Annotated in this window: 12 protein-coding genes; 9 read left to right on the forward strand and 3 right to left on the reverse strand. The window is 73.2% G+C overall.

Annotation, left to right across the window (positions count from 1 at the left end; translation table 11 throughout):
* Nucleotides 1-4 precede the first annotated feature (4 nt).
* Nucleotides 5-838 carry an inositol monophosphatase family protein gene (locus tag ACI793_RS17285; protein WP_456607609.1) on the reverse strand — a complete coding sequence of 278 codons (834 nt, stop codon included), beginning with the start codon at nt 836-838 and terminating at the stop codon, nt 5-7.
* Nucleotides 839-893: 55 nt separating this feature from the next.
* On the opposite strand from ACI793_RS17285, the gene ppgK reads away from it, so the two are divergent.
* The 5 genes from ppgK to ACI793_RS17310 all read left to right on the forward strand — a co-directional run bounded on the left by ppgK (nt 894) and on the right by ACI793_RS17310 (nt 7,532).
* The gene (gene ppgK, locus ACI793_RS17290; RefSeq protein ID WP_456607610.1) at nt 894-1,637 is read left to right on the forward strand and encodes a polyphosphate--glucose phosphotransferase; all 744 of its coding nucleotides are present in this window, start codon (nt 894-896) and stop codon (nt 1,635-1,637) included.
* A gap of 251 nt (nt 1,638-1,888) precedes the next feature.
* On the forward strand, nt 1,889-3,268 hold the full coding sequence (locus tag ACI793_RS17295) for an RNA polymerase sigma factor (protein ID WP_456607611.1): 1,380 nt from the start codon (nt 1,889-1,891) through the stop codon (nt 3,266-3,268).
* 502 nt (nt 3,269-3,770) lie between these two features.
* Complete coding sequence (locus ACI793_RS17300; protein WP_311346758.1) at nt 3,771-3,995, forward strand: DUF7455 domain-containing protein; 225 nt, start codon at nt 3,771-3,773, stop codon at nt 3,993-3,995.
* A 142-nt stretch (nt 3,996-4,137) separates the two neighbouring features.
* Complete coding sequence (locus ACI793_RS17305; RefSeq protein ID WP_456607612.1) at nt 4,138-6,369, forward strand: VanW family protein; 2,232 nt, start codon at nt 4,138-4,140, stop codon at nt 6,367-6,369.
* 77 nt (nt 6,370-6,446) lie between these two features.
* Nucleotides 6,447-7,532, forward strand: coding sequence for a YihY/virulence factor BrkB family protein (locus tag ACI793_RS17310; protein ID WP_456607613.1), 1,086 nt, complete (start codon nt 6,447-6,449; stop codon nt 7,530-7,532).
* Nucleotides 7,533-7,643: 111 nt separating this feature from the next.
* Here ACI793_RS17310 and ACI793_RS17315 read toward each other — a convergent pair whose 3' ends face one another.
* Nucleotides 7,644-7,874, reverse strand: coding sequence for a DUF3039 domain-containing protein (locus tag ACI793_RS17315; RefSeq protein ID WP_179653320.1), 231 nt, complete (start codon nt 7,872-7,874; stop codon nt 7,644-7,646).
* A gap of 301 nt (nt 7,875-8,175) precedes the next feature.
* On the opposite strand from ACI793_RS17315, the gene ACI793_RS17320 reads away from it, so the two are divergent.
* The 4 genes from ACI793_RS17320 to ACI793_RS17335 are packed head-to-tail and all read left to right on the forward strand — an operon-like array spanning nt 8,176 to nt 12,119.
* The gene (locus ACI793_RS17320) at nt 8,176-9,198 is read left to right on the forward strand and encodes an iron-siderophore ABC transporter substrate-binding protein (protein WP_456607614.1); all 1,023 of its coding nucleotides are present in this window, start codon (nt 8,176-8,178) and stop codon (nt 9,196-9,198) included.
* A gap of 10 nt (nt 9,199-9,208) precedes the next feature.
* Nucleotides 9,209-10,252, forward strand: a complete 1,044-nt coding sequence (locus ACI793_RS17325) for a FecCD family ABC transporter permease (RefSeq protein ID WP_456607615.1) — start codon at nt 9,209-9,211, stop codon at nt 10,250-10,252.
* A complete protein-coding gene (locus tag ACI793_RS17330) occupies nt 10,249-11,301 on the forward strand; it encodes a FecCD family ABC transporter permease (RefSeq protein ID WP_456607616.1) in 1,053 nt (350 codons plus the stop codon). The genes ACI793_RS17325 and ACI793_RS17330 overlap by 4 nt, the downstream gene beginning before the upstream one ends.
* A complete protein-coding gene (locus ACI793_RS17335; RefSeq protein WP_456607617.1) occupies nt 11,298-12,119 on the forward strand; it encodes an ABC transporter ATP-binding protein in 822 nt (273 codons plus the stop codon). Before ACI793_RS17330 ends, ACI793_RS17335 begins: the two co-directional genes overlap by 4 nt.
* 9 nt (nt 12,120-12,128) lie before the next feature.
* Here the strand turns inward: ACI793_RS17335 and ACI793_RS17340 are convergent, their stop codons facing one another.
* The gene (locus ACI793_RS17340) at nt 12,129-12,461 is read right to left on the reverse strand and encodes a DUF3099 domain-containing protein (RefSeq protein ID WP_456607618.1); all 333 of its coding nucleotides are present in this window, start codon (nt 12,459-12,461) and stop codon (nt 12,129-12,131) included.
* Nucleotides 12,462-12,662 lie beyond the last annotated feature (201 nt).

Consider the following 12,662-nt stretch of genomic DNA (forward strand, 5'->3'; position numbering starts at 1 on the left):
GGCCTCAGGCCGGGTGCAGCTCGGCCAGCAGGGCGAGCAGGTCCTCGGCGATCCCCGGGGCGGCGGCCACGACCATCGGATCGCCGACGGGCCGGCCCGGCAACCCGGACAGCGCCAGGCCCGCCTCCGCGGCGACCAGCGCGCCCGCGGCGTGGTCCCACGGCTGGAGACCCGCCTCGTAGTAGGCGTCCACCCGCCCGGCTGCCGCGGCGCACAGCTCCAGCGCCGCGCTCCCGTGCCGGCGGATGTCGCGCACCCGGGGCAGCAGCTCGGCCACGACCGCGCCCTGCGCCCGCCGCTGCTCGACCCGGTACCCGAAGCCGGTGGCGACCAGGCTCTGCTCGAGCGAGCTCGCCCGGCCGCCGGTCAGCCGCACCGGCTCCGGCGCCGCCGGCGTCGAGAGGAACGCCCCGCCGCCCGCCACGGCCGTGAAGAGCTCACCGGTGGCGACGTTGAGAACCACGCCCACCGCGGCGGCACCGTCGACCTCGGCGGCGATCGAGACGGCGTACGCAGGCAGGTCGTAGAGGAAGTTCACCGTGCCGTCGATGGGGTCGACCACCCAGCGGACGCCGCTGGTACCGGCCCGCTCGGCGCCCTCCTCGCCCAGCACGCCGTCGTCGGGCCGGGCGCCCAGCAGCCGCCCGATGATCAGGTGCTCGCTGGCGGTGTCCACCGCGGTCACCACGTCCACCGGGCTGGACTTGACCGCCACGTCGTCCCCCGCCGTGGCACGTCCGCCGCGGACCAGCTCGCCGGCCTCGCGGGCGGTGGCCACGGCCAGCGTCAGCAGGGCGTCGAGGTCCGGGGACGTCGGGGTTGCGGAGGGCTCGGTCACGACCCGATCCTGCCGCAGCCGGACCCTGCCCGGACAGGCTCACTAACCTGGTCGGATGCAGGGCTTCGGTGTGGACATCGGCGGCAGCGGCATCAAGGGGTGCCTGGTGGACCTCGAGAAGGGGCAGCTCATCGGCGAGCGGCTGCGGATCGAGACCCCCCAGCCCGCCCTGCCCGACCCCGTCTACGACGCCGTGGGCCGGATCGTGGCCCACTTCGGCTGGACCGGTCGCCTGGGTGTCACCTTCCCCGGCGTCATGAAGCAGGGCGTGGCGCACACGGCGGCCAACGTCGACCGCAGCTGGATCGGCACCGACGTCGACGCCGGCCTCGAGGCACGCATCCCCGGCACGGTGGCGACCCTCAACGACGCCGACGCCGCCGGGATCGCCGAGATGCGCTACGGCGCCGGCAGGGACCGGGACGGCGTCGTCCTGATGCTCACGTTCGGGACCGGCATCGGCAGCGCCCTGTTCGTCGACGGGCGCCTGGTGCCCAACACCGAGTTCGGCCACATCCAGGTCGACGGCGAGGACGGCGAGCGCCGCGCCGCCGCGTCGGCCCGCGAGCGCGAGGAGCTGAGCTATCCCGAGTGGGCCGCGCGGGTCGACCGGTACCTCGACGTCCTGGAGGCCGGCCTCTGGCCCGACCTGATCATCGTCGGCGGCGGCGTCAGCAAGAAGGCGGCCAAGTGGGTACCGCTGCTCACCACGCGGACGCCCGTCGTCCCGGCCCAACTGCAGAACGCCGCGGGCATCGTCGGAGCGGCCCTGGCGGCGCACGAACGCCCGGAGGCCTGACCCCGGGGGCGACCCGGCCACTCCCCCGGCGGAACGGGCAGGAAAGGGCGGTGGAATCGCCGGGGCCCGTCGTTACAATGGCGTTGCCCCAGCCCGCCGCCCTCCAGCCGTGAGGGATCCCCCACCCCAGCGCGGTCAAACACCGCACCGGGCTGCCGGGACTCCCCCGACGACGAGGGCGAGAGCCGGAGCCGCTACCCGAGGATCACACGGTCCCCTGGCGTACGTCCCCAGCACGGGAAGGAACCTGAGTGCCCGCCGACAAGCCAGCACCGGAAGCAGCCGACGCGAGCGCCCGCACGCGCGCCAGGACGGTCGCCGCCGGTACCCGCGCCCCGAGGGCCACCGCCGCGGTTCCCGAGAGCACCGGCACGGCGGCCCCGGCGAGGAAGGCCGCGGCGAGGAAGGCCGCGGCGAAGAAGACCGCGAAGGCGCCCGCCAAGGGGAAGACGAAGCCGGCGATCACGCCCTCCACCCCGGCCGGCGAGGGCGCGGTCCTGACCGCCGTGGCCGGCGAGGGCACCACCGTCGCCGTGGTCGACGGCGGTTCCGAGGGGCTCACGCTCGACGAGACGGTCATGACGGGCAAGGACGGCGTCGAGGTCGCCCCCGCAGAGGACGAGGCCGCCGAGGGCGGCACCGACTTCGAGTGGGACGAGGAGGAGGAGTCCGAGGCGCTCCGCCAGGCCCGCAAGGACGCCGAGCTCACCGCGTCGGCCGACTCCGTCCGCGCCTACCTCAAGCAGATCGGCAAGGTCGCGCTGCTCAACGCCGAGGAGGAGGTCGACCTCGCCAAGCGGATCGAGGCCGGGCTCTACGGCTCCGAGCGGCTGCGTCAGGTCGAGGAGGAGGGCATCAAGCTCTCCCCGCAGATGCGCCGCGACCTCAACTGGATCGTCCGCGACGGCGAGCGCGCCAAGAACCACCTGCTCGAGGCCAACCTCCGCCTGGTCGTCTCCCTGGCCAAGCGCTACACCGGCCGCGGCATGGCGTTCCTGGACCTGATCCAGGAGGGCAACCTCGGCCTCATCCGCGCGGTCGAGAAGTTCGACTACACCAAGGGCTACAAGTTCTCGACCTACGCCACCTGGTGGATCCGGCAGGCGATCACCCGCGCGATGGCCGACCAGGCCCGCACCATCCGCATCCCGGTGCACATGGTCGAGGTCATCAACAAGCTCGGCCGCATCCAGCGCGAGCTGCTCCAGGACCTGGGCCGCGAGCCCACGCCGGAGGAGTTGGCCAAGGAGATGGACATCACCCCGGAGAAGGTGCTGGAGATCCAGCAGTACGCCCGGGAGCCGATCAGCCTCGACCAGACCATCGGCGACGAGGGCGACAGCCAGCTTGGCGACTTCATCGAGGACTCCGAGGCGGTCGTGGCCGTTGACGCGGTGAGCTTCACGCTCATGCAGGACCAGCTCACCAGCGTCCTGCAGACCCTCTCGGAGCGGGAGGCCGGCGTCGTCCGGCTGCGCTTCGGCCTGACCGACGGCCAGCCCCGCACGCTCGACGAGATCGGGCAGGTCTACGGGGTCACCCGGGAGCGGATCCGGCAGATCGAGTCCAAGACCATGAGCAAGCTGCGCCACCCCAGCCGCTCCCAGGTCCTGCGCGACTACCTCGACTAGGACACCGTCGTCCTCCCGGACGACACCGCGGCCAGGAGCCGTGCCCCGGCTGCGTGGAGCACCACCGTCGCGCCTGCGCGGACCCCTCCGGGGCCCACTCGGCACGACACCCACCGCGGCCAGGAGCCGTACCCCTGGTGCGCTGAGCTCCACCGTCGCGCCTGCGCGGACCCCTCCGGGGCTCACTCGGCACGACAGCCCGCGCGGGTGTGCGCCGACATCCCCCGGGTAGACGGCGTAGCGTGGGGGTCGTCAGAACAGCAGCGGACCCACCGCCGTACCGGTCACCCGACCGGCACGGCGAGCGAGACCAGCACGTGCACGACCGGTACCACCCCAGTGACGTCCCCTGCTGAACCCGTTCCACTGCCGGCACATCACGGACTCGTCTCGATCGGCGAGTCCGGGTTCGCCGACAGCAGAGCGGGAACACGAGGGGCCATCCTGGCGCTGTGCAGGAGGCCGATCCGCATCCGCGGATCCGTGCGGTAGAGAGCGAGTGATGAGCCAGATGACCCAGACGCTGACGACGACCCCGCCCACCGATGACCTCGTCGTTCCCTTCCACTGCGATCGCTGTGGTGCTCTGGCCAAGGTGCGAGTCGTGCTCGCCAGTGGCAGCGACCTCGTCTTCTGCGGGCACCACGCACGGGAGTACGAGGGCAAGCTCCGCGACATCGCCGTCGACATCATCGACACCGAGGGCGAGCAGCACGTAACTGCCTGAGAGACCGGCTATCGTCGCGCCCGCGATGACAGCCTCACCCGACGACGCCGCCGGCTCCTCCGTACCGCCTCGTGCGGACGGAGGGCCGGCGGCTCCGTCGTTCCCGGGCACTCCCGGTCGACGGCGACCGGAGGATCCCCCCATGTCCCAGCAGCCCCCCGCGCACGACGAGACCGTGCGCCTGCGCAGCGACGGCCCCGACAGCCGACCACCGGTCGAGCCGTCGCGGCCCGCTGCCGACGACGGCGACACGCCCGAGCCGCAGATCTCTCCGACGGCCCCCGGTGAGGTCGACGACACCCGGCCGGTGTCACGGGACTGGCTCAGCGGCGCGCCGGAGGGCGACCCCGGGACCACCGCTCCACAGGGCCTCGCCGACGCACCCTCCGCCCCCCAGGGCGACACCCCGCCCGCGGACTCCCCGGTGGACGCCACGGGGCGGCTGACCGCGCCGGTCGTCCACGGCTCCGGGGACGGTGGCGACGGGCCGCCTCCCGCCACCGGTGCCGAGACCGCGGGCTCGCCGTGGTGGCGCCGTCCGGCGGTGCTCGCGCCCGCGGGCGCCCTCGCCGTGCTCGCCGCCGTCTACGGCGTGGACCTTCTCGTCTCCTCCGGCAGCGTGCCGCGGTCGACCGTCGTCGCCGGCGTCGACATCGGCGGGATGGAGCCCGCCGCCGCCGTGGACCGGCTCGACGCGGAGCTCGGCGACCGGGTGGCGGCCGACCGCCGCATCGTCGCCGACGACGTGGAAGGCGTCTTCTCGCCCTCCCGGGCCGGCATCCGGCTCGACGCCGAGGAGACCGTCGACACCGCGGACGACCAGCCGCTGAACCCGTGGACCCGTCTCACCACGCTGTTCTCCGACCGAGAGGTCCAGCCCGTCGTCGAGGTCGACGAGTCCGCGGTGGCCGACGAGCTCGGCTCCTTGAGCGCACAGCTGGAGACCTTCGCCGAGCAGGTCGACCGGGCGCCGTCCGACGCCACGATCGCGATCGAGGGCACCACGCCCCGCGTGGTCGAGCCCGCCGACGGGCGGACGCTCGACCGCGACGGCGCCGAGACGGCGATCACCGCGGCCCTCACCGGCGAGGTGGATCCGGCCACGCCCCTCGAACTGCCCGTGGACGTCGATCCGGTCGACGTCGACACGCCCGAGGCCGAGCGCGTGCTCGCCGAGACGGTCGAGCCGGCCCTCGCGGCCCCGGTCGCGGTGACCGGCGGCCCCGGCGGCCCGACCGCCGAGGTGCCGGTCAGCGCCCTGGCCGCGTCGCTGACCTTCACCCCGACCGAGGACGGCGAGCTGGAGGTCGGCATCGACGCGGCCGCGCTGCAGACCGCCCTCGGGGACGAGCTGGCCGTCTTCGGCACCCCCGCCCAGGACGCCACCTTCGACGTCGCCGGCGGCTCCGTGCGGGTCGTGCCCTCGGTCGACGGGACCGGGATCGACCCGGCACACCTGGTCGAGCAGCTCCTGCCCGTGCTGGACGACCCCGCGCCGCGCTCGGTCACCGCCGAGCCCGGCCCCGTGCCGGCGGAGTTCACCACCCAGGAGGCCGAGGCGCTCGGCATCCGCGAGGAGATCAGCAGCTTCACCACGAACATCAGCAACCCGGCCAGCGGCGAGAACATCCGCGTCGTGGCCGAAGAGGTCGACGGTGCGCTGATCATGCCCGGCGAGACCTTCAGCCTGAACACCTACACCGGCCCCCGCGGGACGGCCCAGGGGTACGTGCCCGCCACCGTCATCAGCGGCGGCGAGCTGTCCACCGCGGTCGGCGGGGGCATCAGCCAGTTCGCCACCACGATGTTCAACGCGGTGTTCTTCGCCGGGCTCGAGGACGTCTACCACAAGCCGCACAGCTTCTACATCAGCCGCTATCCGGCCGGCCGGGAGGCGACGGTCTACGAGGGGGCGATCGACCTCCAGTGGCGGAACGACAGCGACACCGGCGTCTACGTCGACACGCAGTGGACGCCGCGCGCCCTCACCGTCACCTTCTACGGCACCAAGCGCTACGAGATCGAGTCGATCAGCAGCGAGCGGCGGAACCCGAGGAAGCCGGCGGTGATCGAGAAGGTCGACGACGGCGACTGCATCCCGCAGTCCGGAGTGCCCGGCTTCGACATCACCGTGACCCGGGTGTTCAAGGACCTGGACACAGGAGCGGAGATCAAGCGGGAGGACTTCCGCACCCGCTACAACGCCGAGGCGGTCATCACCTGCGTGCCCAAGGCCGATCCGCCGAAGGAGTCGCCGGCTCCCCCGGCCCGCCCGGAGGGAACGGCTCCGACCGGCGCTCCCACGTCGGGCGGGCGGCGCCCGGCTGACCGGCGCCCCGGGAACGGTCGTGCCGGCGGCCGGCGGGTGCGCTGACCGGCTCCCCCGCCGGGGGTCCCCCCGACGAGCGGGTGCCGCTGCCCGACCGGGGGCGCGCCGTGCAGACTGACCGGATGAGCACCGTGCTGCCCGGCGATCCGCCGGCGCAGGGCGGCGCCCCACCTCCCGACGCCGGCGACCCACCGGCCGTGGGCGCCGCCCAGCAGCGCTCCGACCCGGGGGCCACTCGCGTCGAGGACGGGAAACCGGGCCGGCTGGACTCCTGGCCGGCGTTCGTCCGGGTGCCGTTGCAGGTCCTGGGCCGCACGCTGGCGAAGGCGTGGCAGGACCGCATCCTCGGATTGTCCGCCGAGGCGGCCTTCTGGCAGATCCTCTCCGTCCCGCCGCTGCTCATCGGGCTGCTGGGCTCACTGGGCTACCTGAGCAACCTGATCGGCGCGGACTCGGTCCGGCAGATCGAGGACTACCTGCTCAGCTCCTCCACGGAGGTGCTCACCCCCGACGTCGTCGACTCCCTGGTCGCCCCGACGCTGAACGACATCCTCAGCTCCGGGCGGCTCGAGGTCGTCAGCCTGGGCTTCCTGATCTCCCTGTGGGCCGGGTCCTCGGCGACGGCCACCTTCATGAACACGATCGTCATCGCCTACGACCAGCGCGACGTGCGCGGGCCGATCCGCACCCGGCTCAAGGCGCTGTGGCTCTTCGTCGTCGGCATGGTCATCGCCGTCCTGACCCTGCCCCTGCTGGTGCTCGGCCGGGGCGTGCTGGTGGCACTGCTGCCCGCGGGCTGGCAGCCGGTCGCCACCGTCCTGATCAACGGCATCTACTGGCCGCTGGTCATCGTCGGATTGCTGCTGGCGCTCACCAGCTTCTACAACGTGGTGCTCCCCAGCCGCCTGCCGTGGAGCCGGCACCTGCCCGGCGCGGTGCTGGCGCTGGTCTTCTTCATGGTGGCCGCCCTGCTGCTGCGGACCTACGTCGCCGACGTCCTCACTGCGGCCCTGCCCTACGGCGCGCTGGCCGCCCCGATCGGCATCCTGCTGTTCTGCTTCTTCTTCGGCATGGCGGTCCTGCTGGGCGCCGAGCTCAACGCCACCGTCCAGGCCCGCTGGCCGGCGCCGCTGCGCCGCCACAACCCCCGTCGCCGCGCGCGCCGGGAGGCCAAGCTGGCCGCGGAGGCGCGGCGGCTCGGGCAGTGACACCGCGATCCTCCGGATCGCACCGCGACCAGGAGCGGCCCCCCGGCTGTGCGGAGCGCGTCGGTCGTCCCTGCCCGGGCCCCTTCGGGCCCACACGGGACGACAGGTTGCTCAGTCCTTCTTGAGCTGGTTGTAGACCTCCTTGCAGGCCGGGCACACCGGGCTGCCCGGCTTGGGGGTCTTGGTGACCGGGAAGACCTCTCCGCAGAGCGCCTCGACCATCGTGCCCATGACCGCGCTCTCGGCGATCTTGTTCTTGCGGACGTAGTGGAAGACCTCGTTGGCGTTGCCGGTGTCGGCGTCGCGGACGTCCGGCCGCTCGAGGATGTCGCTGCTGCTCACGGGTTCTCCTTCGTGGTGTGCGTCCGGGGTCGCGACCCGGGAACCGGGCACCCGCCGGGCCGCATCCATGATGACAGGCGACGAACGTGATCTTCCCGTGATGGACAGCCGCACTCGGCAGCTCTAGGTTAGGCAAGCCTCACCTCATCACGAACGCCACCGGCTCTGTCGGCATCCTCCCCCGGCGGCCCTCTCCAGCGTGCCGCCCGGTCCCGTGCCGCGCGCCGCAGGTCGGGGGCGCCACCGACGGGCCGGACGGACCGCGCTGCGCCGCAGCGCGGCACGACGCTGGAAGGACACCATGCACCGCGCACCACGACTGGTCGCACTCACCGCGGCCACGCTGCTCATCGGTGGGCTCGCCGCCTGCGCCGACTCCTCCACGGACACCGAGGAGGCGAGCTCCGGCGACTTCGCGCCGGTGACCATCGAGCACGCCCTCGGCACCACGACGATCGAGTCGGAGCCCGAGCGGGCGGCCACGGTGGCCTGGGCCAACCACGAGGTGCCCCTGGCCCTGGGGGTCGTGCCGGTCGGCATGGCGGCGGCCAACTTCGGTGACGACGACGGCGACGGCCTGCTCCCCTGGGTGTCCGAGCGCCTGGAGGATCTCGACGCCGAGGTGCCGGTGCTCTTCGACGAGACCGACGGGATCGACTTCGAGGCCGTCGCCGACACCGAGCCCGACGTCATCCTCGCCGGCTACTCCGGGCTGACCCAGGAGGACTACGACACGCTGAGCGAGATCGCGCCGGTCGTGGCCTACCCCGAGGGCCCGTGGGCGACCTCCTGGCGCGACATGATCGAGATCAACTCGGCCGGCATGGGGATGGCCGACGAGGGCGAGGAACTCGTCGCCGACCTGGAGCAGGAGATCGAGGACACCGTCGGCGAGCACCCGCAGCTGGCCGGCAAGTCCGCGATGTTCCTGACCCACGTCGACACCACCGACCTGAGCGAGGTCAGCTACTACACGCCGTTCGACACCCGCAGCGCCTTCTTCGAGGACCTCGGCCTGGCCACCCCGGAGAGCATCGAGGCTGCCTCGACCGACGCCGACCAGTTCTCCGGCACGATCAGCGCCGAGCAGATCGACACCCTGGACGACGTCCAGATCATCGTGACCTACGGCGACCAGGAGCTGGTCGACGCGCTGAAGGCCGACCCGCTGCTGTCGCAGATGCCCGCGGTGCAGAACGACGCGATCGTGCTGCTGCCGGACACCCCGCTCGGCACGGCGGCGAACCCCACGCCACTGGCGATCTCCTGGGTGCTCGAGGACTACGTGTCCATGCTCGCCGAGGTCGCCGACAAGGCTGCGTGACGTCCCTCCCGTGAGCTCGGTCCTCCCCGTCCCGACCCCGGACGCCGCCACGCGGCGGCGTCCGGGGTCGGTCCGGTTCCTCTGGCTGCTCGTCGTCCTGGCGGTGCTCGCCCTGCTCATGGCGGCCTCGGTGGCCATCGGTTCCCGCGGCGTCGGCTGGTCGGACATCCTCGCCGCGCTCGGCGGGTCCTCGGAGACCATCGAGGAGGCGGCCGTCACCAAGCGCATACCGCGCACGGTCCTGGCCGTGCTCGTCGGCGCGGCGCTCGGCCTGGCCGGCGCGGTCATGCAGGGCGTCACCCGCAACCCGCTGGCCGACCCCGGCGTCCTCGGCATCAACATGGGTGCCTCGCTCGCGGTGGTGGCCGGTCTGGCCTGGTTCGGGCTGTTCACCGCCACCAGCCGGATCTTCGTCGCGATCGCCGGCGCCGCCCTGGCCGCCGTCTTCGTGTACGCCGTCGGGGCGCTGGGCCGCGGCGGCCCGACGCCGCTGAAGCTGGCGCTGGCCGGCGCCGCGACCTCGGCGGCCCTGACGTCGTTCATCACCGCCATCGCCCTGCCGCGCGGCGACATCGCGGCCAACGTGCAGTCCTTCCAGGTCGGCGGCGTGGGCGGGGCGACCTTCTCCACGATCACCCCCGTGCTGCCCTTCCTCGCCGTGGGTCTCGTCATCAGCCTGCTCTCCGCCCGCGGCCTGAACTCCCTGGCCCTGGGGGACGAACTGGCGGCCGGGCTGGGCGAGCGCGTGGCCATCGCCCGCGGTGTGGCCGCCCTCGGGTCGGTGCTGCTGTGCGGCGCGGCGACCGCGGTCGCCGGTCCCATCTGGTTCGTCGGGCTCGTCGTCCCGCACCTGTGCCGGCTGCTGGTCGGGGTCGACCACCGCTGGCTGCTGCCCTTCTCGGCGCTGGCCGGCGCCTCCCTTCTGGTCGCGTCCGACGTCGTCGGCCGCATCGTCGCCCGCCCCGCCGAGCTGGACGTCGGCATCGTCACCGCGCTGGTGGGCGCCCCCTTCTTCATCGCGGTCGTCCGCCGGCAGAAGGTGCGCGAGCTGTGACGACCCTGCTCCCCGCACCGACGGCCGACGTCGACGCGGTCGCCCGCAACCGGGTCCGCCGAGCGTCGCGGCGCCGCCTGGTGATCATCGTGCTCGCGGTGCTCGTCGTCGCCGTCTTCGTCACCACGCTGATGGTCGGGCGGACGTTCTACCCGCTGGGCGAGGTCGTGCGCGTGGTCCTCGGCGAGCGCGTGCCGGGTGCCTCGTTCACCGTCGGGCGGCTGCGGCTGCCCCGCGGGGTGCTGGCCGTCGTCGCCGGCCTGAGCTTCGGTCTGGGCGGCGTCACCTTCCAGACCATGCTCCGCAATCCGCTGGCCAGCCCCGACGTGATCGGCATCAGCTCCGGCGCCAGCGCGGCGGCCGTCGTCGGCATCGTGATCTTCTCGCTGAGCGGGACGGCGGTGTCCACCCTCGCGGTCGCCGCCGCCCTCGGCGTCGCGCTGCTGATCTACGGCCTGGCCTTCAAGGGCGGGGTCGCCGGCACCCGGCTCATCCTCATCGGCATCGGTATCGGCGCCATGCTGACCAGCGTCATCAACTACGTCCTGACCAAGGCCGGGCAGTGGGACTACCAGGAGGCGCTGCGCTGGCTGACCGGCAGCCTCAACGGCTCCACCTGGACGGCGGTGCTGCCCGCGCTGGTCGCCCTGCTGGTGCTCGGCCCGGTGCTCCTCGGTCAGACGAAGAACCTCTCGGCGCTGCAGCTCGGCGACGACACCGCCGCGGCGCTGGGCGTCCGGGTGGAGCGCACCCGCCTGGTCGCGATCGTCGCCGCCGTGGGGCTGGTCGCGTTCGCCACGGCCGCGTGCGGGCCCATCGCCTTCGTGTCGTTCCTCGCCGGCCCGATCGCGGCGCGGATCGTGGGGCCCCACGGCTCGCTGCTCGTCCCGGCGGCCCTGGTCGGGGCCCTGCTCGTCCTGGTCGCCGACCTCGTCGGCCAGTTCGCGTTCGACACCCGCTTCCCGGTCGGCGTCGTCACCGGGGTGCTCGGCGCGCCCTATTTGATCTACCTGATCATCCGCACCAACCGGGCCGGAGGCTCGCTATGACCCGCTCCCACACCCTCGTCGCGGAGGGGCTGACGCTCGCGTACGGCGAGCGCACCGTCATCGAGGAGCTCGACATCGCCGTCCCGGCGGGCCGCATCACCGCGATCGTGGGGGCCAACGCCTCGGGCAAGTCGACCCTGCTGCGCTCCATGTCCCGGCTGCTCGCCCCGCGGGCCGGGCGGGTGCTGCTGGACGGCAAGGAGGTGCACCGGATGCCGGCCAAGGAGCTGGCGCGCACGCTGGGTCTGCTCCCGCAGTCCCCCATCGCGCCCGAGGGGATCACCGTGGCCGACCTGGTCGGGCGCGGTCGCCACCCCCACCAGGGCATCTTCTCCCGCTGGAACAGGGAGGACGACGCCGCGGTGGCCGCGGCGCTGGAGGCCACGCAGACGACGGCGCTGGCCGAGCGGGCCGTGGACGAGCTCTCCGGCGGGCAGCGCCAGCGGGTCTGGATCGCGATGGCGCTCGCGCAGCAGACCGATCTGCTGCTGCTCGACGAGCCGACGACGTTCCTGGACGTGAGCCACCAGATCGAGGTCCTCGACCTGCTCACCGACCTCAACCGGCTGCGCGGCACGACGATCGTCATGGTCCTGCACGACCTGAACCTCGCCGCCCGCTACGCCGACCACCTCGTGGCGCTGGAGGGCGGCCGGATCCACGCGGCCGGCGACCCCGCCTCCGTGCTGACCGAGGACTGCGTGCGGGCGGTCTTCGGCCTGGAGAGCCGGGTCGTGATCGACCCCGTGTCGGGCAAGCCGCTCATGCTGCCGATCGGGCGGCACCACGCCGAGGCGCCGGTGCCCGCGCAGGGCTGAGCGGGCGGGTCAGCCCTCGATGACCCGGTGGGGGCGGCTCTCCAGCTGCCGGTCCGGGCCGGCCACATAGCGGTTGACGTGCTGCTTCTTCTTCGGCGGGCGGTCGTTGGCCATGATCACGGCGAACCACGGGAGGATCGTGCCGAGGACGGCGAAGATCAGCATCAGCCAGACGACCTGGTAGAAGACGGCCGCCAGGACCAGGCAGACGCTGCGGACCAGCATGGTGATCGCGTAGCGCTTCTTCCGCGCGGCGTGCTGGTCGACCTGGCTGACCTGGGCCTCGGTGATCAGCACCGGCTCGGCGCGGCGGGGCCGCGGGAACTGCTGGCTGGTGGCCACGGACGTCCATCCCTCCGGTGTCCGGTGCGGCGGGGGGCGAACGCCCCTGCACGCCCGGTCCGCACCCCATGGTGCCACCGCTGCAGGGGGTCGTGCAGGCGCGGCAGGAATGCTCCGCGTCCCACGTCCGCCTCCCCCCGGGCCGGTCGGGCCGGTCCGGGGCGGGTGGGGTACGACTGGTAGCTCGTGACGGGAGGTGGC

Source organism: Blastococcus sp. SYSU DS0617, from assembly GCF_054051075.1.

Bases quoted from the DNA above. Each gene is read 5' to 3' on its own strand.
- ppgK (WP_456607610.1), top strand. From the start codon at position 894: ATGCAGGGCTTCGGTGTGGACATCGGCGGCAGCGGCATCAAGGGGTGC.
- ACI793_RS17300 (WP_311346758.1), top strand. From the start codon at position 3,771: ATGAGCCAGATGACCCAGACGCTGACGACGACCCCGCCCACCGATGAC.
- ACI793_RS17305 (WP_456607612.1), top strand. From the start codon at position 4,138: ATGTCCCAGCAGCCCCCCGCGCACGACGAGACCGTGCGCCTGCGCAGC.
- ACI793_RS17310 (WP_456607613.1), top strand. From the start codon at position 6,447: ATGAGCACCGTGCTGCCCGGCGATCCGCCGGCGCAGGGCGGCGCCCCA.
- ACI793_RS17320 (WP_456607614.1), top strand. From the start codon at position 8,176: ATGCACCGCGCACCACGACTGGTCGCACTCACCGCGGCCACGCTGCTC.
- ACI793_RS17335 (WP_456607617.1), top strand. From the start codon at position 11,298: ATGACCCGCTCCCACACCCTCGTCGCGGAGGGGCTGACGCTCGCGTAC.